At 68.6% G+C, this 24,579-nt stretch carries 25 protein-coding genes; 22 read left to right on the forward strand and 3 right to left on the reverse strand.

Annotation, left to right across the window (positions count from 1 at the left end; translation table 11 throughout):
* Positions 1-1,218 (forward strand): o-succinylbenzoate--CoA ligase (gene menE, locus VF697_RS39720; protein WP_331103425.1); only part of this gene is annotated, 1,218 nt, incomplete at its 5' end.
* Between the two features lie 2 nt (positions 1,219-1,220).
* Here the strand turns inward: menE and VF697_RS39725 are convergent.
* Positions 1,221-1,580, reverse strand: coding sequence for an STAS/SEC14 domain-containing protein (locus VF697_RS39725; RefSeq protein WP_331103427.1), 360 nt, complete (start codon positions 1,578-1,580; stop codon positions 1,221-1,223).
* A gap of 237 nt (positions 1,581-1,817) precedes the next feature.
* Between VF697_RS39725 and VF697_RS39730 the strand changes: the two genes are divergently transcribed.
* Positions 1,818-2,891 (forward strand): type IV pilus twitching motility protein PilT, encoded by a 1,074-nt coding sequence (locus VF697_RS39730; RefSeq protein ID WP_331103468.1) that lies wholly within the window; start codon positions 1,818-1,820, stop codon positions 2,889-2,891.
* 57 nt (positions 2,892-2,948) lie between these two features.
* On the opposite strand, the gene VF697_RS39735 is transcribed toward VF697_RS39730, so the two are convergent.
* Complete coding sequence (locus tag VF697_RS39735; RefSeq protein ID WP_331103429.1) at positions 2,949-3,545, reverse strand: hypothetical protein; 597 nt, start codon at positions 3,543-3,545, stop codon at positions 2,949-2,951.
* Between the two features lie 213 nt (positions 3,546-3,758).
* On the opposite strand from VF697_RS39735, the gene VF697_RS39740 reads away from it, so the two are divergent.
* Positions 3,759-4,532 carry an alpha/beta hydrolase gene (locus tag VF697_RS39740; RefSeq protein ID WP_331103470.1) on the forward strand — a complete coding sequence of 258 codons (774 nt, stop codon included), beginning with the start codon at positions 3,759-3,761 and terminating at the stop codon, positions 4,530-4,532.
* Positions 4,533-4,553: 21 nt separating this feature from the next.
* On the opposite strand, the gene VF697_RS39745 is transcribed toward VF697_RS39740, so the two are convergent.
* Positions 4,554-5,714: an ATP-grasp domain-containing protein gene (locus tag VF697_RS39745; RefSeq protein WP_331103431.1), complete on the reverse strand. Its 1,161-nt coding sequence runs from the start codon at positions 5,712-5,714 to the stop codon at positions 4,554-4,556.
* Positions 5,715-5,869: 155 nt separating this feature from the next.
* Here VF697_RS39745 and VF697_RS39750 point away from each other — a divergent pair, with 155 nt between their 5' ends.
* From VF697_RS39750 to VF697_RS39840, 19 genes are all read left to right on the forward strand, one after another.
* Positions 5,870-6,523 (forward strand): class I SAM-dependent methyltransferase, encoded by a 654-nt coding sequence (locus VF697_RS39750; RefSeq protein ID WP_349257543.1) that lies wholly within the window; start codon positions 5,870-5,872, stop codon positions 6,521-6,523.
* Positions 6,524-6,712: 189 nt separating this feature from the next.
* Positions 6,713-8,008, forward strand: a complete 1,296-nt coding sequence (gene icd, locus VF697_RS39755; protein WP_331103435.1) for an NADP-dependent isocitrate dehydrogenase — start codon at positions 6,713-6,715, stop codon at positions 8,006-8,008.
* 22 nt (positions 8,009-8,030) lie between these two features.
* A complete protein-coding gene (gene mdh, locus VF697_RS39760; RefSeq protein WP_331103437.1) occupies positions 8,031-8,972 on the forward strand; it encodes a malate dehydrogenase in 942 nt (313 codons plus the stop codon).
* Between the two features lie 257 nt (positions 8,973-9,229).
* Positions 9,230-11,107 (forward strand): succinate dehydrogenase flavoprotein subunit, encoded by a 1,878-nt coding sequence (gene sdhA / locus VF697_RS39765; RefSeq protein ID WP_331103439.1) that lies wholly within the window; start codon positions 9,230-9,232, stop codon positions 11,105-11,107.
* A gap of 17 nt (positions 11,108-11,124) precedes the next feature.
* A complete protein-coding gene (gene sdhB / locus VF697_RS39770) occupies positions 11,125-11,955 on the forward strand; it encodes a succinate dehydrogenase iron-sulfur subunit (RefSeq protein ID WP_331103441.1) in 831 nt (276 codons plus the stop codon).
* Between the two features lie 231 nt (positions 11,956-12,186).
* Positions 12,187-13,347, forward strand: coding sequence for an ADP-forming succinate--CoA ligase subunit beta (gene sucC / locus VF697_RS39775; RefSeq protein WP_331103443.1), 1,161 nt, complete (start codon positions 12,187-12,189; stop codon positions 13,345-13,347).
* A 24-nt stretch (positions 13,348-13,371) separates the two neighbouring features.
* A complete protein-coding gene (gene sucD / locus VF697_RS39780; protein WP_331103445.1) occupies positions 13,372-14,274 on the forward strand; it encodes a succinate--CoA ligase subunit alpha in 903 nt (300 codons plus the stop codon).
* Positions 14,275-14,310: 36 nt separating this feature from the next.
* The gene (gene ndk, locus VF697_RS39785; protein ID WP_331103447.1) at positions 14,311-14,754 is read left to right on the forward strand and encodes a nucleoside-diphosphate kinase; all 444 of its coding nucleotides are present in this window, start codon (positions 14,311-14,313) and stop codon (positions 14,752-14,754) included.
* A 174-nt stretch (positions 14,755-14,928) separates the two neighbouring features.
* Positions 14,929-16,095, forward strand: coding sequence for a 23S rRNA (adenine(2503)-C(2))-methyltransferase RlmN (rlmN, locus tag VF697_RS39790; RefSeq protein WP_331103472.1), 1,167 nt, complete (start codon positions 14,929-14,931; stop codon positions 16,093-16,095).
* 86 nt (positions 16,096-16,181) lie between these two features.
* Positions 16,182-16,445, forward strand: coding sequence for a 30S ribosomal protein S16 (gene rpsP / locus VF697_RS39795; RefSeq protein WP_331103449.1), 264 nt, complete (start codon positions 16,182-16,184; stop codon positions 16,443-16,445).
* A 28-nt stretch (positions 16,446-16,473) separates the two neighbouring features.
* Positions 16,474-16,755: a KH domain-containing protein gene (locus VF697_RS39800; RefSeq protein WP_331103451.1), complete on the forward strand. Its 282-nt coding sequence runs from the start codon at positions 16,474-16,476 to the stop codon at positions 16,753-16,755.
* Positions 16,752-17,306, forward strand: a complete 555-nt coding sequence (rimM, locus tag VF697_RS39805; RefSeq protein WP_331103453.1) for a ribosome maturation factor RimM — start codon at positions 16,752-16,754, stop codon at positions 17,304-17,306. The genes VF697_RS39800 and rimM overlap by 4 nt, the downstream gene beginning before the upstream one ends.
* Complete coding sequence (trmD, locus tag VF697_RS39810) at positions 17,306-18,040, forward strand: tRNA (guanosine(37)-N1)-methyltransferase TrmD (protein WP_331103455.1); 735 nt, start codon at positions 17,306-17,308, stop codon at positions 18,038-18,040. Before rimM ends, trmD begins: the two co-directional genes overlap by 1 nt.
* A gap of 138 nt (positions 18,041-18,178) precedes the next feature.
* Positions 18,179-18,598, forward strand: a complete 420-nt coding sequence (rplS, locus tag VF697_RS39815; RefSeq protein ID WP_331103457.1) for a 50S ribosomal protein L19 — start codon at positions 18,179-18,181, stop codon at positions 18,596-18,598.
* Between the two features lie 98 nt (positions 18,599-18,696).
* Positions 18,697-20,637 carry a chromosome segregation protein SMC gene (locus VF697_RS39820; protein WP_331103459.1) on the forward strand — a complete coding sequence of 647 codons (1,941 nt, stop codon included), beginning with the start codon at positions 18,697-18,699 and terminating at the stop codon, positions 20,635-20,637.
* Between the two features lie 50 nt (positions 20,638-20,687).
* The gene (locus VF697_RS39825) at positions 20,688-21,056 is read left to right on the forward strand and encodes a YraN family protein (protein WP_331103460.1); all 369 of its coding nucleotides are present in this window, start codon (positions 20,688-20,690) and stop codon (positions 21,054-21,056) included.
* A 7-nt stretch (positions 21,057-21,063) separates the two neighbouring features.
* On the forward strand, positions 21,064-21,894 hold the full coding sequence (gene rsmI, locus VF697_RS39830) for a 16S rRNA (cytidine(1402)-2'-O)-methyltransferase (RefSeq protein WP_331103462.1): 831 nt from the start codon (positions 21,064-21,066) through the stop codon (positions 21,892-21,894).
* Positions 21,895-22,076: 182 nt separating this feature from the next.
* Positions 22,077-23,780: a PEGA domain-containing protein gene (locus VF697_RS39835; RefSeq protein ID WP_331103464.1), complete on the forward strand. Its 1,704-nt coding sequence runs from the start codon at positions 22,077-22,079 to the stop codon at positions 23,778-23,780.
* On the forward strand, positions 23,770-24,579 hold an 810-nt coding region (locus VF697_RS39840), incomplete at its 3' end, for a tetratricopeptide repeat protein (protein ID WP_331103466.1). The genes VF697_RS39835 and VF697_RS39840, both read left to right, overlap by 11 nt.

The following is a 24,579-nucleotide window of genomic DNA, read 5'->3' on the forward strand; positions in this document are numbered from 1 at the left end:
GCGGTGCTGGCCCCGCTCAACGCGAGGCTCACCCGGGCGGAGCTGCAACCCCTCGTCGAGGACGTGGCCCCGAGGCTCACCCTGGCCCTCGGAGGACTCGCCGAGCGGCTCCCCGGCGCCGAGCCCCTGGAGTCCTTCGCGGAGCCGGCGGGCCCAACATCCTCCTGGTGTGTCCCCCCGGAGACGGCGACGCCCCGGGTCATCCTCTTCACGTCGGGCACGACAGGGCGCCCCAAGGGAGCGGTGCTGACGGAGGGGAACTTCCGGGCCTCGGCGCGCTGCTCCGAGGCGAACCTGGGAGCGCACCCGGCGCCGTACTGGCTGGGCACACTCCCGCTCTTCCACGTGGGCGGCCTGGCGATGCTCACCCGCACGGCGTACGACGGAGGCTGCCTCGTCCTGAGGGATCGCTTCGAGGCGGACGACACCAACCAGGCCATCGACGAGGAGGGCGTCACCCACGCGAGCTTCGTGGCCACGACGCTGGAGCGCGTGCTGGACGCGCGGAAGGACCGCCCGGTGCCCGCCACCTTCCGGCTGGCGCTGATTGGCGGAGGCCCCGTCCCCGCGCCGCTGCTGGCGAGGGCGAGGGCGGCGGGCATCCTGGCACTCCAGACCTACGGACTGACGGAGGCCTGCTCTCAGGTGACGACGGAGCGCCCGGACGAGGCGGACGGACGCACGGCGGGCCGAGCCCTCCCGGGCCTGGAGGTGCGCATCGTGGGCCCGGAGGGCGAGGCGCTGGGCCCGGGGAGGGAAGGGGACATCGAGGTCCGGGGCCCCACGGTGATGGCGGGCTACCTGAACCGGCCCGAGGCCACGCGCGAGGCCGTCCGGGACGGCTGGCTGCGGACGAAGGACCTGGGGACGCTGGACGCCAGGGGCCGCCTCACGGTGCTCTCCCGGCGGACGGACCTGATCGTCCGAGGCGGGGAGAACATCTACCCGGCGGAGCTGGAGGCGGTGCTGGCCGCGCACCCGGCGGTGCAGGAGGTGGCGGTGGCGGGAGTGCCGGACGCGCGCTGGGGCGAGGTGCCGGTGGCCTTCGTGGTGACGCGCAACGGAGCCCCGCTCCCGGAGGACCTGGGGGCGTGGTGCCGCGAGTCCCTGGCCGGCTTCAAGGTGCCCGCGCGCTTCCTGTCCCTCGAGGCGCTGCCGCGCAACGCGATGGGCAAGGTGGAGCGCACGGTGCTGCGCCAGCGGGCCCAGACGACCTGAACTCAGGCCACGTCGGCGTGCTCGCCTTCCTCGAGGAGCCAGCGCCGGGCCTCCGCCTCGTCGTTGAAGCGGCGGAGGATGCGGTCCATGCCACTGGCGCGCGCGATGCGGTTGAGCTGGAGCGTGGCGACCTCGCTGGAGACGAGCTCGGCGATGCGCGTCATGCCGGCCTTCATCGCGGCCGCCTGACCCTGGCGGAGGATGTCCGTGGCCTCGGGCGAGGTGGTCCGGAACTGACGCAGGTCGGCGAGGGACCGGACGCCCTTGCCCAGCTGCGCGAGGTCGCGAATGGCGGCCACGGACTGCTCGACGAACTGGTGCATCTCGTCCACGCGGACGGTGCCTTCCAGGGTGACGACCACGAGGGCGTTCGACCTATCGACCTTGACCTGGAACAGGGAGCATCACTCCTGGACAGAGCCTCGACCACGCTGCGTCCTACTGCGATTCCGTACCTCATACCAGATGCGCTGGGTGTGAAGGCGCGACGAAACCGGGCGCGGCCGTGGGGGAGGGGATATGAAGCGTCCCGGTCAGGTTCTTGGCCGTCCTGGGGTGCTTTCGCCTAGAATCCGCGGCCGACGAGAGAGGTAACTCCCCTGGATCAGGCAACGCTCAACAAGCTGCTCACGGTCGGCGTGCAGAACGGCGCCTCGGACATCCATTTCCGCCCGGGCGATCCTCCCATCTACCGGGTCAACGGTGTGCTCCGGCCGCTGAAGATGGAGAAGCTCCAGCCGGACCATACCAAGCAGGTCGCCCTCCACATCATCAACGATCCGCTGACGAAGTCGCAGATCGACAGCGTGCAGGAGTACGACACCTCGTACGGCCTGCCGGGAGTGGCGCGCTTCCGGGTGAACATCTACCGGCAGCGAGGCACGCTGGCGTGCATCCTGCGCATCATCCCGGATGAGATCCCCACCATCGACGGGCTGGGGCTGCCGCAGGTGCTCAAGACGATCGCCGGCAACGAGCGAGGGCTGGTGCTGGTGACGGGCGCGACGGGCTCGGGCAAGAGCTCGACGCTCGCGTCGATGATCGACCACATCAACCGCACCGAGAACCTGCACATCCTCACCATCGAGGACCCGGTCGAGTTCATCTACAAGAACATCAAGTCCTCCATCTCGCAGCGGGAGATCGGCCCGGACACGGAGAACTTCGCGATCGCCCTGCGCGCCGCGCTGCGCCAGGACCCGGACGTCATCCTGGTGGGCGAGATGCGCGACACGGAGACGATCGACATCGCGATGAAGGCCTCGGAGACGGGCCACCTGGTGCTCTCGACGGTGCACACGACGGACGCCTCGCGCACGATCAACCGCCTCGTCTCGGTGTTCCCGGCCGAGGAGCAGACGATGGTGCGCATGCGCCTGGCGGACAGCCTCAAGGCGACCATCTCGCAGCGACTGCTGCCGAAGGCGGACGGCAAGGGGCGCACGGTGGCGCTGGAGATCATGGTCCAGACCAAGTCGGTGGAGCAGTACATCCGCGAGGACCGGGCCAACGAGCTCAAGGACGTCATCGAGAAGGGCCGGGACATGTTCGGCATGCAGTCCTTCGACCAGCACCTGAGCCAGCTCTACAAGGAGGGCCACATCACGCTGGAGACGGCGCAGAGCGCGGCCTCCAACCCGGCGGACTTCCAGCGCGCGCTCGAGTTCGAGTGAGCCGAGCCGCGGGGCGGCGAGGGCGAGCGAAAGCCCCCTCGCCCCCCCTGCCGAGCGCTACTTCTTGCCTTCGGGAGGCGTCTGCGAGCCGCCGGTGGCGCCCGGGGGCGACATTCCGCCATAGCCGGCCTCGACCATGACCTTCCACTTCCACTGGCCGTCACGCTTCACGAGCAGGGAGGCGTTGCGGCCGGTCACCTTCTGCTTGCCCTGGGTCATCGTGAAGTCGTTGATCACGCTCACCAGCGAGTCCGAGAGCACGGTGACGGTCGGCTTGTAGGTCGTCTTCAGGTCCTTGGGCATGCCCTCGAACATGGGCTTCATCATCGCGACGTACTCCTCGCGGCTGAACTCCTTCGTCTCGGGCACGCCCTTCAGGTCGTCGGTCGCCATGTAGACCGGGAAGTCGTGCATCGCGATCATCGCCTCGAAGTCGTGCTTCTTCTCGATCTCCTCCATCTGCTTGAAGAACGCCTGGACCTCCTGCTTCGTCTGCTTCTCGTTGGTGGGCTTGCGAGCTCCCGGGCCCATCTTCGACAGGTCCATCGCGGGCGCCTGCTCGCCAGCGGTCGCGGGCTTCTGCCCCTTGTCCTGCGCCCAGGCGGAACCCGCGAGCGCGACGGCCGTGACGCACACCAGAATCGAACGCTTCATGAAGTGCCCCCTCCAAAGTGGGCGGCCGTGACCTATTTCACGCGGTGTGAACCCGTCAAATAAGCGAGTTCTCCGCGCGACGGTCGCCGCGGCCACCTGACGTGAGGTGCACGGGTGCGTGTCCCGTCCCTCGCCGCCAGTCCCACGTGGGAATGATGGCGGGGGCGCGTGGGCCGGCCTATGGTGCCGCGCGCCGCGTCACCCGGCATCCCCATGGGCCACGTCCACATCCTCCGAGACTTCGCCTCCCCCCTGGAGGGGGTCGCCCGCACCGTGCGCATCTACACCCCGGATGCGTATGACCACGAACCCCACCGGCACTTCCCCGTGCTCTACATGCACGATGGGCAGAACGTCTTCGCGCACCCCGAGTCCTCGCTCTTCAATACCTGGTGCGCCAACGTCACCCTGGAGCGTCTGGTCTCCGAGGGGAGCCTGGAGCCGTGGATCCTCGTCGCGGTGGACTCGACGCCCAACCGGCTCGCCGAGTACTCGCCCTGGGACGAGCCGCGCAGCAACGTGCGCGCGCGGGGACTCGGCCATGTCCGCTTCCTCGTCGAGACGCTCAAGCCCTACATCGAGTCCACCTACCGCGTGCGCCAGGGCCCCGAGTGGACGGGAGTGATGGGCTCGTCGCTGGGGGGCCTGATGTCGCTGTACACGGGGTGGAAGCACCCCGAGCTGTTCGGCCGCATCGGAGGGCTGTCGCCCTCGGTGATGTGGGGCTGGAACCGGCTCTTCGAGGAGTGGACGGCCCACACGCGGCGCTGGTCGCGCATCTACCTGGACGCGGGGCTGCACGAGACCATCGATCCGGTGGGCTACACCATGCGCTACGGCGAGGCCACGCGTGACTTCTTCCACCACCTCAAGCGGCTGGGGTACGGCGACCACGAGCTGTTCCTCGTGCTGGAGCCGGGGGGGCACCACCACGAGACGGACTGGCAGCGCCGGTTGCCGCTCGCCATGCGCTGGCTGTTGAGCTGAGGCCCCCGGCGGCCGCCGCGCTCAGCGGCGAGCCTGGATGAAGCGCACGGCCTCGCGCATGGAGTCCAGCTCCGGGTGCCGGGTGAGGTACATCTCATCCCCCAGGGCGCTGGTGAAGACGGAGGGCATCTCGCGGTGTTGCAGCAGCGCGTCACCGAGCCGGGCCACCACCTCGGCGTGGCCGTGGCGGTACGCGTGGCCGGTACGCCGGGCGATGTGACACACGTGGTACTTGGACGTGTAGCGAAAGCCCCGCAGGTCCTCGCCGGTGAGCATGCGCGCCCAGAGACGGTAGACGTCCATGTCGCACGCGTAGTTCATCATGTCCGTGAGGAAGGCCCCGGGCGGACGCAGGTTGGCCTCCAGCGCGACGTAGCTGCCATCGGCCATGCGGAAGAACTCCAGGTGGAACCAGCGCTCGCGCAGGCCGAGTGCGGCCACCGCCTTGCGGCCCAGGGAGTCCAGCGCGGGGGCGAGCTCCTTGTGGCTCCAGATGGTCAGGTCCCGCTGCTCGAGCACCGACTCCATGATGCCGTCGCTGTACTCGTGGCTGAAGGCGAAGACGATGTGGCCCGAGGCGTCGACGAGGCCGTCGTAGGTGACGATGGTGCCGCGCACGAAGGCCTGGGCGATGTAGCCGGGCAGGGGCGTGGAGAAGGCCTCGTCCACCTCCGCGTCGGTGGAGACCTTGAAGGTGCGGGCGGCGCCGACGCCCACGTCGGGCTTGAGGACGAGCGGATAGCCGACCTTCCGGGCGAAGGCCTTCACTCCGGCGGCATCGCGGGCGGGGATGGCATCCGGGTGGGCGACGCCGGCCTTCTTGAAGACGTCATGCATGCCGAGCTTGGAGCGAAGCTGGGCGATGTCGGCGGGCTGGAGGCCGGGGACGTGGAAGTCCTCGCGGAGCTGGGCCTCCAGCTCGAGCCACGTCTCGTTGAGCGAGTCGATGCGGTCGATGCGACCGTGGCGCCAGGTGAAGTAGCCGACGGCGCGCACGAGGGCCCCGACGTCATTCAGGTTGGGGGTGAAGAAGTACTCGGCGAGCGCCTCGCGAAGCTCATGGCGGAGGCTGTCATAGGGGGCATCACCGATGCCCAGCACGTTGACGCCGCGCTCGCGCAGGGCGGAGACGAAGTGGAAGAACTGGGGAGGGAACTGGGGCGAGATGAAGACGACGTTCACGACTGCGCCTCCGAGGGGGATTCTTCCGACGACGCACCACGATACCGGACTTGTCAGGTGCGCGGACAGCGAAGATGACGCGGGGCGCCATGATGACCCAGGAACGCGCGGGGCGCGCCAGCCTCGTGTGCTCGCGAGGTACGCTGCCGGACACGATGGTGGCTGATGAACAGGAGGAGGGGGTCCGGCAGGTGTACGGGGAGATCGCCGGGGTCTACGAGGCATTCTTCCCCTCGCTGCACCGGTACGAGGGGAGGGTGGAGCGCTTCCTCGGGGAGACGCTGCCACCGGGCCGTCGGGTGCTCGACGTGGGGTGTGGCCCGGGGCAGCTCACGCGGGAGCTCGACTCGACCGTGGAGGTCGTGGGCCTGGACCTCTCTCCCGAGATGCTCGAACAGGCCCGGAGGGGTCGACCCTCGGGCACTTACCGTGTGTACAGCTACCGCGACCCCGTGCCCGAGGAGCTCGGCCGCTTCGACGTGGCACTGGCGGTGGGGTGCCTGGACTTCTGCGACGACCTGACCCGGACGTTGCGCCACCTGTCCGAGGCGCTGAGGCCCGGAGGGCGCCTGCTCTTCACGGTGCTGGAGCGCCGCCCGGGTCTGGCCGGGCACGAGGAGGCACGGCGGCGGGTCCAGACGGCGGGCCCGGAGGTGACGCTCCACTTCTGGTCCTTCGAGGAAACGGCGCGGGCGCTCGAGGCCGCGAGGCTCCTCCCACGCGGCTACGCGCACGCGCCGGGCTGGGTGCAGCTCACCGAGCAGAAGACGATGCACTTCGGCTGGTGGGACGTGGAGCGGCGCTGCTGAAAGAGCCGGGAGGTGCTCTGGGAAGTAGGGTGCGGAATGCCACGCGAACCGGGCTCGGGGCCCCCCGGCGATTGGATCCGATAAGTCAGGACGCTCGGAGGGCAGGCGAACTCCCTTGACGCGGGGGGCCAGTGTTGCAAAGCATCCGCCGCCCACACGCACACCCTTCCTGAGTCAGGAGCTTCGTTCATGGCCCCTCCGAGCGGCGAGAAGATCACCCTGCAGAACGGCAAGCTGTCCGTGCCGAACAACCCCATCGTTCCGTACATCGAGGGTGACGGCACCGGCCGTGACATCTGGCGCGCCTCGCAGGCCGTCTTCGACGCGTCGGTCGAGAAGGCCTACAAGGGCAAGAAGAAGATCTCCTGGTTCGAGGTCCTCGCCGGCGAGAAGGCCTTCAAGACGGTCAACAACTGGCTGCCCGACGAGACGGTCACCGCGTTCCGCGAGTACCTGGTGGGCATCAAGGGCCCGCTGACCACGCCCGTGGGCGGTGGCATCCGCTCGCTCAACGTGGCGCTGCGCCAGATGCTGGACCTGTACGTGTGCCTGCGTCCCGTCCGCTACTTCAAGGGCGTGCCCAGCCCGGTGAAGACCCCCGAGAAGGTCGACATGACCATCTTCCGGGAGAACACCGAGGACATCTACGCCGGTATCGAGTTCGAGGGCGGCAGCGCCCAGGCGGCCAAGGTCCTGGACTTCCTGAAGAAGGAGTTCCCGAAGGACTTCGCGAAGATCCGGTTCGCGGAGAACGTGGGCATCGGCGTGAAGCCCGTGTCGAAGGAAGGCACGGAGCGCCTGGTGCGCGCCGCGATCGAGTACGCCATCGCGCACAAGCGCAAGAGCGTGACGATCGTGCACAAGGGCAACATCATGAAGTACACCGAGGGCGGCTTCCGCAAGTGGGGCTACGAGCTGGCCGCTCGCGAGTTCGGTGACAAGGTCTACACCTGGGATCAGTGGGAGGCCACCAAGGCCGCCAAGAGCGAGGACGCCGCCAACGCCGAGCAGAAGGCCGCGGTCTCCGCCGGGAAGATCATCATCAAGGACTCCATCGCGGACATCACCCTGCAGCAGGTGCTGACGCGTCCGGACGAGTTCGACGTCATCGCCACGCTCAACCTCAACGGCGACTACCTGTCCGACGCGCTGGCGGCGCAGGTGGGCGGCATCGGCATCGCGCCGGGCGGCAACATCAACTACGTCACCGGCCACGCCGTCTTCGAGGCCACCCACGGCACCGCGCCCAAGTACGCGGACCAGGACAAGGTGAACCCGGGCTCGGTCATCCTCTCGGGCGAGATGATGCTGCGCCACATGGGCTGGCACGAGGCCGCTGATCTCATCATCCAGGGCATGGACAAGGCCATCGGCAACAAGACGGTGACCTACGACTTCGCCCGCCTGATGCGTCAGGAAGGGCAGGGCAACGTCTCCGAGGTGAAGTGCTCGGAGTTCGGCCAGGCCATCATCAAGAACATGTAGTCGTCACGGAGAGACAATCCACATGGCTCACACCAAGAAGAAGATTGGCCTCATCGGCGGCGGTCAGATCGGCGGCAACCTGGCCCTGCTCGCGGTGCAGAAGCAGCTCGGCGACGTCGTCCTCTATGACATCCCGGTCGCCGAGGGCATGGTCAAGGGCAAGGCGCTGGACATCAACCAGCTCTCGGCCGTGGACGGCTACGACTGCCGCGTCACCGGCACCACGGACTGGAAGGACGTGGCGGGCTCGGACGTGGTCATCATCACGGCCGGCGTGCCCCGCAAGCCGGGCATGAGCCGCGAGGACCTGCTCGACGTCAACCTGAAGATCATGCGGGACGTGGCGGCCAACATCAAGCAGCACTGCCCCAACGCCTTCGTCATCAACGTGGCCAACCCGCTGGACGCGATGGTGTTCGCGCTCCAGAAGATCTCCGGGCTGCCCAAGAACATGGTCGTCGGCATGGCGGGCGTGCTGGACACCAGCCGCTTCAAGTGCTTCGTGGCCGAGGCGCTCGGCTGCTCCATCCGTGACGTGGAGGCGCTGGTGCTCGGCGGCCACGGTGACGACATGGTGCCGCTCGTGCGCCACAGCACCGTGGGCGGCGTGCCCCTCACCTCGCTCATCGCCAAGGACAAGCTGGACGCCATCATCGACCGCACCCGCAAGGGCGGCGCCGAGCTGGTGAACCTCTACAAGACGGGCAGCGCCTACTTCGCTCCCGCCTCCAGCTCCATCGCCATGGCCGAGAGCTACCTGCTCGACCGCAAGCGCGTGCTGCCGGCCGCCGCCCTCCTCGAGGGCCAGTACGGCATCAACGGCTTCTTCTTCGGCGTCCCGGTGCAGATCGGCGCCGGCGGCGTGGAGAAGATCGTCGAGGTGCAGCTCAACGAGGCCGAGAAGGCCGAGATGAACAAGTCCTTCGAGTCGGTGAAGAAGACCGTCGGTGAAGTGAAGCTGTAGTCCTTCCCGCTGCGAGCCAGCCAGGTCCCGTGCGGTGGTGCGAGCCACCGCGCGGGCCGGGCGGAGCGGGGCTGATGCCGGGGATGGAGTGGGCTTATCCCTTCGCGCCGGTAATCTTTGCGGCTCGCTGAATTCGCCAGTTAACTAGCCCTTTAGCATCGCACCGGAGGTCCGGGCGGCGCGCTCGCGGAGTCGCGACGCGGCGCCGGCCAAGACCCCAGGGGCGTCCGGCCCTCCGGTCACCAAGGAGACGCAGCATGGCAGCAGCAGCGCGGTTCACGGTGGTGGGCGGCGGACTCGCCGGGCTGATGACCACCATCAAGCTGGCCGAGGCCGGCCACCAGGTCGACATCCTGTCGCTCGTCCCGGTGAAGCGTTCCCACTCGGTCTGCGCCCAGGGCGGCATCAACGGCGCGGTGAATACGAAGGGTGAGGGCGACTCCCCGGAGATCCACGTCAAGGACACGCTGCGCGGCGGCGACTTCCTGGCCGAGCAGATCTCCGTGCGCGGCATGTGCCACGCGGCCCCGGGCATCATCTACCTGCTCGACCGCATGGGGGTGACCTTCAACCGCACGCCCGAGGGCTTGCTGGACTTCCGTCGCTTCGGCGGCACGCTGCACCACCGCACGGCCTTCGCGGGTGCCACCACCGGCCAGCAGCTGCTGTACGCGCTGGACGAGCAGGTGCGCCGCTGGGAGGCCGAGGGCCGCGTCACCAAGTACGAGTACTGGGAGTGGCTGGGCACGGTGAAGGACGGCACGGGCCGCGTCATCGGCAGCACGGCGATGGATCTGCGGACCAATGAGATCCGCACCTTCCCGGCCGAGGCCGTCTGCCTGGCCACGGGTGGTCCGGGCATCGTCTTCGGGCGCTCCACCAACTCCATCATCAACACGGGAACCGCCGCGGGCCGCGCCTTCATGGAGGGCGCCATCTACGCCAACGGCGAGTTCATCCAGGTGCACCCCACCTCCATTCCGGGTGAGGACAAGCTGCGCCTGATGAGCGAGTCGGTGCGTGGCGAGGGTGGCCGCGTCTGGGTGCCGCGCAAGAAGGGCGACAACCGCGACCCGAAGAACATCCCCGAGAGCGAGCGCTTCTACTTCCTCGAGGAGAAGTACCCCAAGTACAAGAACCTGGTGCCGCGCGACGTGGCCACCCGTGAGATCTTCACGGTGTGCCGCGAGCTGGGCCTGGGCCTGGACGGCGGCGACGCCGTGTACCTGGACGTCACGCACATCCCGGCCCACGTGCTCACCGCCAAGCTGGGCGGCGTGATGGAGATCTACGAGAAGTTCGTGGGCGATGACCCGCGCTACGTGCCCATGAAGATCTTCCCGGGCATGCACTACTCGATGGGCGGCCTGTACGTGCGCTTCGAGGCGGGCCCGAACAACGAGCCGCTGGCCGGCAGCCCCGTCAACCAGTCCACCAACGTCCCCGGCCTGTACGCCACGGGCGAGGCGGACTACGCCTACCACGGCGCGAACCGCCTGGGCGCCAACTCGCTGCTGTCCTGCATCTACGGCGGCATGATCGGCGGCCCGGCCATGGCGTCCTTCGCCAAGAGCCAGTCCAAGAGCGCCACCGACGCGGACAACCAGAGGTACTTCGCCGACGCGAAGAAGTTCTGGGAGGAGCGCTTCGCCACCATCAAGAAGATGGACGGCAAGGAGAACGCGTACGGGCTCACCAAGGAGCTCGGCGATCTGATGACGGAGAACTGCACCGTCGTCCGCTACAACGACCGGCTGAAGAAGACGGTGGAGCGCATCCGCGACTTCAAGGAGCGGTGGAAGAACTGCAACGCGCTGGACACCGGCAACGTGGGCAACCGGAGCATCTCCTACATCAACCAGCTCTGGAACATGTTCGAGCTGGCCGAGGTCATCTCCAAGAGCGCGCTGATGCGCGACGAGAGCCGCGGCGCCCACTACAAGCCGGAGTTCTCGCTGCCCGAGCCCAAGAGCAAGGATCCTCGCGAGGATCCGGAGTGGATGGCGCTCTGGAAGAAGCGCCACGAGAAGTGGGCCAAGACGACCATCGCGAAGCACTCGGTGGAGGGCCCGCAGATCAGCTACGAGGACATCCCCACGCCCGTGCTCGACCCCGAGCCGCGCTGGTACGCCTAGTTTCAGGAGGGAACGACATGGACAACGCGACCGCGAAGGCGTCCGTCAGCAGCACCACCAAGCACGTCACCTTCCGTATCTGGCGCCAGGACGGCCCGGACAAGGCGGGGCACTTCGACGAGTTCCGCGTGCCCTACGGCAAGGGTGCCAACGTCATCTCCTGCCTGATGGAGATCCAGCGCAACCCCGTGACGGTGGACGGCCGCAAGGTGGCCCCCGCCGTCTGGGACGCCGCCTGCCTCGAGGAGGTGTGCGGCAGCTGCGCCATGAACATCAACGGGCGGGTCCGCATGGCCTGCTCGGCGCTGATCGACAAGATCATCGGGGACGGGGAGCCCATCATCACCCTGGAGCCGATGAAGAAGTTCCCGGTCACGCGCGACCTGGCGGTGGATCGCAGCCGCATGTTCGAGGCGCTCAAGCGCGTCAAGGCGTGGATCAACATCGATGGCACGCACAACCTGGGTCCTGGCCCGCGCCAGTCCCAGGGTGACCACTCGGTCATGTACAAGCTGTCCGAGTGCATCACCTGCGGCAGCTGCCTCGAGGCGTGCCCCCAGGTGACGGTCGACAACGACTTCATCGGCGCCGCCGCCATCAGCCAGGCCCGGCTGTTCAACATGAACCCCACGGGCAAGATGAACTCCGAGGAGCGCGTCCGGGGCCTCATGGGTCCGGGCGGCATCCAGGACTGCGGCAAGGCACAGAACTGCGTGAAGGTGTGCCCGAAGGAGATCCCCCTCACCACCTCCATCGCGGTGATGAACCGCGAGGTGACCAAGCAGGTCATCAAGGACATCTTCTTCGACCAGGCCGATGAGAAGAAGTCCGCCGGCGGGCCGGGGTAGTCAGGAGAGCGCCCGTCGTTACAGGGTCGTTTCACAGTCGGGGCCCCGTGTCCGGCCGGTCCTCGCCGGCTCGGGGCCTCGGTGCGTTTTGAGGTCCGCGGGTTTGGCTCTTGACAGTAGGGCCTTGCCAAGCGGGCCATTCTGCGCGAGAGAGGCACCCGCGCCGTTCCGCCCCGGGGGCTCGCTTCCGGGTGCCAGTCTCTCGCATCACTCGCGTCACCCGGAGCCTCGATGAAGATCCACGAGTACCAGGGCAAGGAAATCTTCCGGAAGTACGGCGTCCCCACGCCGCGCGGCATTCTCGCGCTCTCGCCCAAGGATGCCGAGGCGGCCGCCAAGGAGCTGGGCACGCCGGTCGTCGTCGTGAAGGCCCAGATCCACGCGGGCGGTCGCGGCAAGGGCGGCGGCGTGAAGCTCGCCAAGAGCCCCGCCGAGGCCCGGGAGCTCGCCAAGCAGATGCTGGGCATGAAGCTCAAGACGATCCAGACCGGGCCCGAGGGCCAGACGGTCCACAAGGTCTACATCGAGGAGGGCCTGGCCATCGGTCAGGAGCTGTACCTCGGCGTGACGCTGGATCGCGCCACCTCGCGCATCACCTTCATGGCCTCCCGCGAGGGTGGCGTGGAGATCGAGGAAGTGGCCGCCCACAGCCCCGAGAAGATCCTCCGCGAGGCGGTGGATCCGGCGGTGGGCTTCCAGGACTTCCAGGGCCGCAAGCTGGCCTTCGGCCTGGGCCTCTCCGGCCCCACGGTGAACAAGTTCGTCCAGTTCTGCTCCGCGCTCTACCGCATGTTCATCGAGACGGATGCCTCCCTGGTGGAGATCAACCCGCTTGTCATCCTCAAGGACGGCGGCGTGGTGGCGCTCGACGCGAAGGTGGACTTCGACGAGAACGCCATGTACCGGCACAAGGATCTGCTCGAGTACCGCGACATCGCCGAGGAGGAGCCGCGCGAGACCCAGGCCAAGGAGTGGGACTTGGCCTACATCGCGCTGGAGGGCAACATCGGCTGCATGGTGAATGGCGCCGGTCTGGCCATGGCCACCATGGACACCATCAAGCTGGTGGGCGGCGCTCCGGCCAACTTCCTGGACGTGGGCGGCGGCGCGAGCAAGGAGAAGGTGACGGCGGCCTTCAAGCTGATCCTCGCCGACCCGGCCGTGAAGGCGGTGCTCGTCAACATCTTCGGCGGCATCATGAAGTGCGACGTCATCGCCGAGGGCATCATCGCCGCGGCGAAGGAAGTGCAGCTCAAGGTTCCGCTCGTGGTGCGCCTCGAGGGCACCAACGTGGAGAAGGGCAAGGAGCTGCTGCGCAACTCCGGCCTCGCCATCACCCCCGCCGACAACCTCCGCCAGGCCGCCGAGAAGGCCGTCGCGGCGTTGAAGTAGTCCAGGCAGAGAAAGGTTCAAGCCATGAGCATCCTCGTCAACGAGAACACGAAGGTCCTCTGCCAGGGCATCACCGGCTCGGCGGGCTCGTTCCACTCCAAGCAGATGCTGGAGTACGGAACGAAGCTGGTCGCCGGCGTTACGCCGGGCAAGGGTGGCACTGACTTCGAGGGCAAGGTCCCCGTCTTCAACTCGGTGGCCGACGCGGTGAAGCAGACCGGCGCCAACACCTCGGTCATCTTCGTTCCGCCCCCCTTCGCCGCCGACTCCATCATGGAGGCCGCCGACGCGGGCATCTCCCTCATCATCACCATCACCGAGGGCATCCCCGTCAACGACATGGTGAAGGCCAAGCGCTACCTGCAGGGCAAGCCGGGCGTTCGTCTGATCGGCCCCAACTGCCCCGGCGTCATCACCCCGGGCGCCAAGTGCAAGATCGGCATCATGCCGGGCCACATCCACAAGCCGGGCCGTATCGGCGTGGTGTCTCGCTCCGGTACGCTCACCTACGAGGCCGTGTTCCAGCTCACCCAGCTGGGCCTGGGCCAGTCCACCGCGGTGGGCATCGGCGGTGACCCGGTCAACGGCACGGACTTCGTGGACGTGCTGAAGCTCTTCAACGCCGACCCCGAGACGGACGCCGTCATCATGATCGGCGAGATCGGCGGAGATGCCGAGGAGCGCGGCGCCGAGTACGTGGCGCGCGAGTTCACCAAGCCCATCGCCGGCTTCATCGCCGGCCAGTCGGCGCCCCCGGGCAAGCGCATGGGTCACGCCGGCGCGATCATCTCCGGTGGCAAGGGCACGGCCTCGGAGAAGATGAAGGCCATGGAGGCCGCGGGCTTCGTCATGGCCGCCAGCCCCGCCGAGCTCGGCACCACGCTGCAGGAGGCCGTCAAGCGCGGCGTCCCCCACAAGAAGCGCTAGTCCCACCTTCCACACGACACACCGAGGACCACCACAATGGCCATCGAGCGTACGCTGTCCATCATCAAGCCCGACGGGCTTCAGAAGGGCGTCATCGGCAAGATCATCTCCCGCTTCGAGGAGAAGGGTCTCAAGCCGGTCGCCATCCGCCTGCAGCAGCTGTCCCAGGCCCAGGCCGAGGGGTTCTACGCCGTCCACAAGGCGCGCCCCTTCTTCAAGGACCTGGTGAGCTTCATGATCTCCGGCCCCGTGGTCCTCATGGTGCTGGAGGGTGAGAACGCCGTCCTGGCCAACCGCGACATCATGGGCGCCACCAACCCGGCCAACGCCGCCCCGGGCACCATCCGCCGCGACTTCGCCACCAGCATCGACCAGAACACGGTGCACGGCTCGGACAGCCTGGACAACGCGAAGATCGAGATCGCGTACTTCTTCCGTGAGACCGAGATCCACGGCTACGAGTACAGCGGCAAGAAGTAGTCGGTAGGGCCTCGCGCCCAGGACCCGGCCCGGCTCCCGCGCTCCTCCGCGGTGGCCGGGCCGTCGTCTTTCTCGCCCCTCACGCGGAGCAGGGGAGGGGACAGGTGCTCCTTTGACTCCACGTCCCAGGTTGTGGGAAGGGACACCCACACCCGCCCCGTTGGAACCATGACGATGCTGCCCGAGTCCAACAACATCACCTCGCCTGAGTTCTCGGTCACCGCTCCGGTGCCCGATCCGGCGCCCGCGCCCGTGAAGCTCACGGAGGTCTCCAGCCTCACGCTGGAGGGCCTCACCCGCTTCTTCACCGAGGAGCTGGGCGAGCGCTCGTTCCGCGCCAGCCAGCTCTACCGGTGGATCCACCAGCGCGGCGCCACCTCGTTCGACGAGATGACGGACCTCTCCAAGGCCTTGCGCGAGAAGCTCAAGCAGCGCGCGGAGATCGTCCCCCTGGTGAAGGACCTCGAGCAGCGCTCGGTGGACGGCACCATCAAGTACCGCTGGAAGACCCGCGACGGGCGCTTCATCGAGTCCGTCTACATGCCCTCGCCGGACCGCAAGACGCTCTGCGTGTCCACCCAGGTGGGCTGCGCCATGGCGTGCAGCTTCTGCATGACGGGCACCCTGGGCCTCAAGCGCAACCTCACCCCGGGGGAGATCGTCGCCCAGGTGCACGCGGTCAACCGCGAGGTGCGCAAGCTGGAGAAGCTGGAGACCTACCGCCCGCTCTCCAACCTGGTCTTCATGGGCATGGGCGAGCCCCTCCACAACTTCGAGAACCTGAAGACGGCGCTCTCCATCCTCCAGTCCGTGGACGGGCCCAACTTCAGCCACCGCCACATCACCGTCTCCACGGTGGGCCTGGTGCCGATGATTGAGCGCTTCGGCCAGGAGACGGACGTGAAGCTCGCCATCTCGCTCAACGCGAGCACCGACGAGCAGCGCTCCAAGACGATGCCCGTCAACCGCAAGTGGAACATCGCGGCGCTGCTCGACGCCTGCCGCAAGTTCCCCCTGCGCCAGGGCCGGCGCATCACCTTCGAGTACGTCCTGCTGCAGGGCTTCAACGACAGCGACGAGGACGCCTACCGCCTCATCGAGCTGCTCAAGGACATCCCCGCCAAGGTCAACCTCATCCCCTACAACGAGAACCCGGGGCTGGGCTTCAAGACGACCATGGACGAGCGCGCCGAGCAGTTCCGGGAGATCCTCACCAACGGGCATGTGGCGGCCTTCATCCGGCAGAACCGGGGCCGCGACATCGCCGGGGCGTGTGGGCAGCTCGCCAACCGGGGTGAGGAAAAGGCGTCGGAAACGACGCAAGGCCCCGAGCTTCCTTGACAATCCGCCAGGGGGGGAATTAGAAGCGCCCCCCTCCAAGCTGTGATCACCTTCGACTTACCTTCGACTCACCTGGAGCATTAGAAATGGCCGTTGTCCTCCGTCTCGCCCGCGCGGGCGCCAAGAAGAAGCCGTACTACCACGTGGTCGCCACCGACTCCCGCAACCCCCGCGACGGCAAGTTCCTCGAGGCCGTGGGCTCCTACGACCCCAACCACAACCCGGCCAAGGTGGAGTTCGTCGCTGAGCGCCTGGAGCACTGGCTGAAGTCCGGTGCGACGCCCTCCGAGACCGTTGGCGAGCTCATCAAGCGCCACAAGCGCGCCGCCGCCGCCGCGAAGCCCGCCTGAGTCCCTCTCGCAGGGCTGAACGGACAGCGTGGAGCAGCTCATCATCTATCTGGCGCGGGCCCTGGTCGATCAACCCGATCAGGTCAGCGTGCGCGCGTCCGACGCGGAAGGGGCCCGGCTCTTCGAGCTGAAGGTCGCTCCCGAGGATGTGGGCAAGGTCATCGGCCGTGATGGGCGCACTGTCGGCGCCCTCCGGACGCTGCTCGGCGCCGCGGCCCAGAAGCAGGGCCAGAAGGTCCGCCTGGAGATCCAGGACGACCGGCGTCAGGCCTCCCCCCCCGCGTCTCCCTCCTCCCCCGAAGGCCAGTGACGCTCAAATCCCACCTCGAGCTGGGCTACGTGTCCCGGGCCCATGGTCTCGGGGGCGAGGTGGCCGTGCGCCCCTTCGACCCCGCGTCCGAGACGCTCGACTTCGTCGAGCGCGTGCTCGTGCGCCCTCGCACCGGAGCCGAGCGCGTGCTGCGCATCGAGTCCGTGCGGCCCACCCCCAAGGAGATGCTCGTCGTCTTCGAGGGCGTGAAGGGGCGCACCCAGGCCGAGGCGCTCGTGGGCGCCACCGTGCTCGCGTTCCGCGAGGACCTCGAGCCCCCCGCCGAGGACGAGTACTTCCAGGGTGACCTGGTGGGCCTCACCGCGGTGGACGAGGCCGGCAACGTGCTCGGCCGCGTGGAGGAGCTCTGGAGCACCGGCGAGGTGCCCAACCTCGTCATCCGCGCCGAGGGCAAGGAGGAGCTGGTGGTGCCCTTCGCCGACGACTTCGTCTCCACGGTGGACATCCCGGGCGGACGCCTCGTGGTGAAGCCTCCGGAGTACCTGGAGGCCGGCGGGGACAAGGGCGAGGCGGAAGGGAGCGAGGACTGATGTACCCCGTGGAGGTGCTGACCCTCTTCCCGGACAGCGTGGCCGGGTACCTGGGCGCGAGCATCCTCGGGAAGGCCCAGGAGAAGGGCCTGCTCGGTGTCACCGTCACCTACATCCGTGACTTCGCCGAGGGCAAGCACCGCGTCACCGACGACACGCCCTACGGGGGCGGTGCCGGCATGGTGATGAAGCCCGAGCCGCTGGTGGCCGCCATCGAGGCCGCCCGGGCCCGCGCGCCCGCCGGGGCCAAGGTGCTGCTGATGAGCCCCCGGGGCCCCGTCTTCAACCAGGCGAAGGCGCGGGAGCTGGCCAAGGAGCCCGGGCTGATCCTCGTCTGTGGCCGCTACGAGGGCGTGGACGAGCGCGTCATGCCCTACCTCGACGGGGAACTGTCCCTGGGGGACTTCATCCTCACCGGGGGCGAGGTGGCCGCCCTGGCCGTGGTGGACGCCGTGGCGCGACTGCTACCCGGAGTGCTGGGCAACGAGACCTCCAGCGTTACCGAGAGCTTCGAGGAAGGCGTCCTGGAGCACCCGCACTACACCCGGCCCCCCGTCTTCCGCGGGGTGGAGGTGCCCGCCGCCCTCCAATCCGGCGACCACGCTCGCATCGCCCGCTGGCGCCGCTGGAAGGCGCTCCAGCTCACCCGGGAACGGCGCCCGGACCTGTATGCCCGCCTGGAGTTCGGCAAGGCGGACTTGAAGCTTCTGTCGAAGAAAGAGGAGGAGCTGTAACCCCTCCGACGGTTTCCCGAGCCACGGGTCGGTGTTCTGCGGGCTTGTCCGACCCCCGGCTCTCTGGTAGTACCGCCCGCTCTCTACACCCCGAGTCCCAGCTTAGCTGGACCCGAGTCGAGCTTTCTGGAGTCAGTCATGCGTCGCAGCGCCATCGAGTACGTGGAGGCCAAGAACCTCCGTAAGGACGTCACCCAGTTCCGCACCGGTGACTCTGTTCGCGTTCACTGGAAGGTCAAGGAGGGCGACAAGGAGCGCGTGCAGGCCTTCGAGGGGATCGTCATCCGCAAGAAGAAGGGCCACAACCGCGCCACCTTCACCGTCCGCAAGGTGTCCTTCGGCGTTGGCGTGGAGCGCGTGTTCCCCCTGCACAGCCCCCGCTATGAGCGCATCGAGGTCCTCTCGCGCGGCAACGTGAGCCGCAACCGTCTCTTCTACCTCCGCGCCCTCAAGGGCAAGGCCTCCCGCGTGGAGACCCAGGAGGACGCCGAGATGCGTCGCGCCACCGCCAGCCACCACTCGTCCGCCAAGCCGGGCGCCGTGCGGCCGAGCGCCTGAGCCGGTCCCGGCCCTCGCTGGCCGGTTCCTCCAAAAGGGAGCGTCCTTTCGAGGGCGCTCCCTTTTTTCATGCGCATTCGCGATAGAATGGGGGGCGCATGCACTTCGTCGAGGTTGCCGTCCAGAACGTCCGGGGGTTCTCCCCCGCGGGCCGTTTCGCTCTCAAGACCGGGTATCTGGTGCTCAAGCCGCCCGCGGAGCCGAGCCCGTTGGCCGGGCTCACGCTCGCGCTGCTCTACGCGGATGGGCGTGGCGGAGATGCCGCCATGGCCGCCTCGGCGCAGAAGCCGGGCAAGGCCGCCCTCACCCTCGTGGGGCAGGACAACGTCACCTACCGCGTGTTGCGTGAGCTGGGCGGCGGTGGCTCGCTGCACCGGCTCAACCCCAACACTCAGCAGCCGGAGCTGGTGACGCAGGACACCACCGACGCCAACCAGTTCCTCCGTGGCCAGGTGGGGGTGCCACCGCGCGCCACCTTCGAGCAGCTCTTCTGCCTCCAGGCGGCGCAGCTTCCCTCGCGCCGGCCCCGCGGTGGCATGGGCCGCGCGTCCACGTCGGGCGTGCGCACGCTGTCCTCGCCGGGCATGCCCAGCGTCCACGCGCCCTCGTCCCCGGGCCTGCGCACGCAGTCCTCTCCGGGCATGCTGGCGGTGATGCCCGCCTCGGACCTTCCCGCCGCCGAGGCGAAGGTGCGCGAGCTCGAGAAGGAGCTCCTCTTCTGCAAGGAGGTGGACAACCTCCAGTTCGAGGTGGACGGGCTCAACTCGCAGGTCTTCGACCTCGAGCGGAAGCTGAGCAGCACCGACGGCCTGAAGGCGAAGGTTCGCGAGGCGGAGGCGACCTGGGCCGCGGAGCCCACGCCCGAGTCCATGGGGCTGCCCCAGGACATCGTGGCGCGCGCCGAGCGCTTCCCGAGGATGCTGGCCCGCAAGGACGAGGCCATGGCGCGCCTCGAGTCCGAGCGCGAGGTGGCGGAGGAGGAGGCCGCGCGTCTGCCGGACGTGGAGCCGCTCGTTCGCAATCCCAGGTTCTGGGCCGCCATCGCCCTGGGCGTGGTCTGCTTCGTCGCGGGCTTCTTCTTCACCAACGCCGTCCGCTACGTGGCGCTGCTGGACATCCCCGCCTTCGGCTTCGCCGCCGTGCTGGCCCTGCGCTTCGTGGACGAGCTGCAGCACAAGGACTTCGTGAACCGCCGGGGCGAGATGTTCGCCGTGCGCGAGAAGAAGATCCTCGAGGAGTTCGAGGCCGAGGCCGGTCCGGTGCGCAAGGCCATGGACGTGTTCGACGTGGACACGCCCAAGGACATCGCGCCCCGCCTCCAGCGCCGCGAGCAGCTCGGCGCCGACGTGGCCCAGCTGCGCGCCCAGCTCATCGCGATGGAGAAGCACCCCGAGTACATCGACGCCGCCAACCAGCTGCCCATCATCCGCCAGCAGATCGAGCTGCTCAACGCGAAGATCGCCGAGAAGGGCACCTTCGTGCGCGACGTGCGCGAGGTGGAGCGGGAGCTCACCCGGCTCAAGGAGTCCATCCAGCTCGCGCGCAACCCGCAGATGATGGGGGGAATGCCCGGCGTCGAGGTGTCCGGCCCGGAGGCGCTCGAGGATCCCTCGCCCGTGCTCATCAACCTGGCGGCGGACGTGCTCGCCACCAACGCGTCGGCCGTCATGGGCGCGCTGCGAGACCGGTGCGTGCAGTACTTCAGCGCGCTCACGGATCGGCGCTACGTGGGCGTGGAGTGGGACCGGGAGGGGCGGACCACGGTGGTGTCCTCCTCGGGCCGGCGCATGGCCCTGAGCGAGCTGCCTCCCCGCGAGGTGGACGTCTTCTTCCTGAGCCTGCGGCTGACGGTCGTGGAGAAGCTGAGCGTCCGCGTGAAGCTGCCCCTGCTCGTGGAGGACGCGCTCATGGGCGTGGACGAGGCCAAGCTGCCGCTGCTGGCCCGGATGCTCAAGCACGTGGGCACCCTGACGCAGGTGCTGCACGTCACCTCGCACCCCGGCTTCGCGCAGCTGTCGGACGGGACTGTCAATCTGTAGCAAGTGGTGCGTGGCCCCCGAGGGCGGGGGCCCGGTAGCGAGGGGAGGGGATGGTGGTGGATCGGAAGGGGTATGGGGACGAGGGCGAGGAGGCCGCGGTGCGCTTCCTGGAGTCGAGGGGCTATCGGGTGCGCGCGCGCAACTACGCGTGCCGCCACGGGGAACTGGACGTGGTGGCCGAGTACGAGGACACCGTGTGCTTCGTGGAGGTGCGGATGCGCTCCACGGCGGTGTGGGGAGACCCTTCCCACACGGTGTCCTTCGCCAAGCAGCGCAAGGTGGTGAAGGCGGCGCTGCACTACCTCCTGACCCAGCGGCTGCGGGACAGGATGATTCGTTTCGACGTCATCTCGGTGGTGGGCCGCGGCGAGCGCGCGACGGTGGAGCACCTGCCGGGCGCCTTCGACGCCGGCATGTGAGGCACGCATGGCTGGGACGCTCTATCTGGTGGCCACCCCCATCGGGAACCTGGGGGACATCTCCTCGCGCGCCCTGGAGACGCTGCGGCAGGTGTCCTTCGTGGCCTGTGAGGACACGCGGCACTCGCGGGTGCTGTTGGACCACTTCGGCATCGCCGCCGACACGGTGAGCCTGCCCGCCTTCGCCGAGGGCCAGCGCGCCGGCCGCATCCTGGACCGGCTCGAGGCCGGCGAGGACTGCGCCCTGGTGACGGACGCGGGCAGCCCGGGCATCAGCGACCCCGGCGAGAAGCTGGTGGCCGAGGCGATCGAGCGCGGCGTGAAGGTGGTGCCGGTGCCGGGCGCCACGGCGCTGGTGTCGGCGCTGAGCGCCTCGGGGTTGCCCACCGGGCGCTTCCACTTCCTCGGCTTCCTGCCGCGCAAGGGGCCCGAGCGCCAGGCCATGCTGGAGGAGGTGGCCCCGCTGTCGGCCACGATCGCCCTCTATGAGTCCCCCCGCCGGCTGGCCGAGACGCTGACCGACCTGCGGGACGCGCTGGGAGAGCGGCGCGTGGTGGTGGCCCGGGAGCTCACCAAGGTGCACGAGGAGTTCGTGCGGGGCACGCTGAGCACCCTGGCCGAGCGCTACGCCACCGAGGAGCCCCGGGGCGAGGTGGTGGTGCTGGTGGAGGGGCGCACCGGCGAGCACCGCTGGTCCGAGGACGAGCTGCGGCGCGCGCTGGAGGAGGGACTGGGGCGGGGTGAGAAGCTCAAGGGCCTCAGCACCGAGCTGGCCCGCCGCGCCGGGTGGTCCGGTCAGGACGTGTACCGGCTGGGGCTCGGGCTGAAGAAACGGTGAAGAGCCAGGGCCTACCGGCCGAGCAGGGAAGCGCTTTCCTGTCGAGCCGCGGCTAGGAGCCCGGGATGACCCCCCACCCGGGCCTACAAGCCCCCTAGGCAGAAGAGTGACATTCGACGAACATTCCGGGCCCGTGGGGGGCCGGCGCGAGCTCGGAGTGTATCCCCCCGCTTGAGGAGTTCATGCTCGTCACCTACCTGTTGAGCGTGGGGCTGGCGCTGGTCGCCGGTGCTGCCCCCGATGATGCATCGACCGCGCAGCCGCCGGTGCGAACGCTGTTGTTGGTTCAGCCGCTGTATCCAGGGCAGGAGCTGGTGGCGCAACGCGCGGAGCAGTCCATTGGCGCGCTGCTGCCCCAGGAGATGAGGACGAGCCAGCTCATCGGGCGTGAGGCGCTGGCGACATGGCTGGAGGGCCGCAAGGTCCGTACGGGATGTCTCCTGGACAAGCGGGAGTGCCGCGAGCCGCTGGATGCGTGGCTGCGCGAGCTCGGGCTGGAGTCCGTGGTGCTGGTGAAGGGCGGGCAGGATGGGAGCGGCTTCCGCTTCCGGGCGGTGCGGGTGCACCCGGCGGGGCAGCGTCTGGAGGGCGAGGCTTCCGATCCCCACTTCGAGAAAGCGCTGATGGGCGCGCTGGTGAAGGTGTACTCGCTGGCGGCCACGGTGGAGGTGGCCTCCACGCCATCGGGCGCCACCCTCTTCGTGGATGGGGTGAAGTTGGGGACGACTCCCCTGTCCACCCAGGTGCTGCCCGGCGAGCACACCTTCCGTTTCGAGCTGGCCTCGCATGAGCCGCTCGAGGTGTCCCAGACGGTGAGGGCCCTGGCTCAGATGAAGGTGGAGCAGCGGCTCCAGGCGCTGCGCGGGCGGCTCATCGTCCAGGCCGAGCCCGAGGGCACCCGCATCCTGCTCGATGGTCGGGAGGTAGGGCGGAACAAGGTGGAGCTGGACATCCCCCCCGGCCCGCATGCGCTGCGACTGGAGCGCGAGGGCTACCGCGGCCTCGACACGACGCTCACGCTCGCCTCGGGAGAGCGGCACCGCGAGACGCACCGGCTGGAGAAGCTTCCGGAGTCCCCGCCCGCACCGGTGAAGCCCCAGGTGGAGCCCGTCCGCGTCGCGGCGGTCGACTCTCCGAAGCTCGAGCAGGTGAAGAACCCCCAGGCCAAGAACCCGCAGGTGAAGAGCGCTCGGGAAGAGCCCCTGGTGGTGAAGGATGTCCCGAAGAAGGACGAGAAGAAGGACGTCAAGAAGGACGCGCCGGAGAAGACGGCTCCCGCGGCGAGCGACGTGCCGGACAGCTACTTCGAAGTCACCGTGCAGGGCGTCGGCCTGCTGGGCCGGCAGCTCGAGACCAACCCCGCCTCTGGACAGCCGGCCGCCGCCTTGAACATCACGGGGCCCGGGGACCTGCGGATGCGCGGCTTCTCGTTCGAGCTGGGCAGCGTGAAGAGCTACTACTCGTGGATGATTCTGGGGGGCTCCCTGTCCTGGGCCGAGAACGCGTGGGAGACGCCCATGCAGGTCACCGGGGAGCCGCAGGCCAGCCTGCGGACGTTCCGGACCTCGCTCATCTCCGTGCGGCTGTTGCAGCCCCAGGTGCACTTCACGTTCTGGCGCATCACCACGTTCCTGCAGGTGGGCTTGGAGGGCAGGTTGGTGTTGCTGGAGGGGGAGGACGACAGCTTCAAGAAGCTCTACCCGGATGGCCTCCAGGGCTTCGACCTGCACGTGAACGAGCGGCTGGGACTGCGGGCACGGCTGGTCGAGGGGCTCTACGCCACCGTGGCCTTTCAGATGAGCCAATCGCTACCCATACCCATCTCCGCACTGCGGCACAGCGCCAACACGGCGGAGCTGAAGGGAGGGCTGGGCTATGTGTTCTAAGCTGCGCGGACTGATGCTGGTGGTGCTGGGCCTGTGGGCGGGGGTTGCCGGAGCGCAGCCGCTGGTGGGGCCCTCGGTGGGCAACGGCGACCTGCTGATGGCGGAGGGCAGCCGGCTGTACAACATGCGCAAGTACCCGGATGCCGCGGCGGCCTTCCTGAAGGCCACGCGCGTGCGGCCGGAGCTGCTGGGGGCCTACCTGGGCCTGGCGCGTGCGCAGCTCGCGGCGCAACGGCTGGAGGAGTCCTACCTGGCGTACCGGGCCTATGTGAAGGTCGCGCCCGAGTCGTCGGATCGCACCAAGGCGGAGCGGGAGCTGGAGCTGTGTGAGCGCAAGCTGAAGTCGGCTCGCAAGGTGGCTTCGGTGGAGAAGCTGGTGGCGGGGCACGTGGAGAAGAAGGCCGCCTTCTTCGCGGTCCTGGAGCAGCGGCAACTGGTGGGCGCCGACTCGGCGACCGAGGTGTTGCGCGCGTTGGTGCAGGAGGGCTACCTGGGGCCGGACCTGGGAGACATGGCGGGGCGGCTGCACACGGCGGCACGCGAGACCCTGGAGTCGCTGCACCAGCGCGCCCTGGAGGGCGAGGCCTTGCAGCCCCAGGACGTCGCCTCCGTGCGAGCGCTGTATGCGATGGCTCGCGAAGTAGGGGAGCCGCTGGTGAAGGAGTCCTCGCGCGCCCCCTTCCTGGAGGGCGTGGCCGCCCTGACGGCGGGGGATGCCGCGCGGGCCCGTGAGCTGCTGGCCGAGGCGGCGGCGGCCGAGCCGGGTCGCGGCGAGTACCGCCTGCTGCGGGCCGAGGCG

This window comes from Archangium sp., from assembly GCF_036388035.1.
GTDB lineage: Bacteria > Myxococcota > Myxococcia > Myxococcales > Myxococcaceae > Archangium.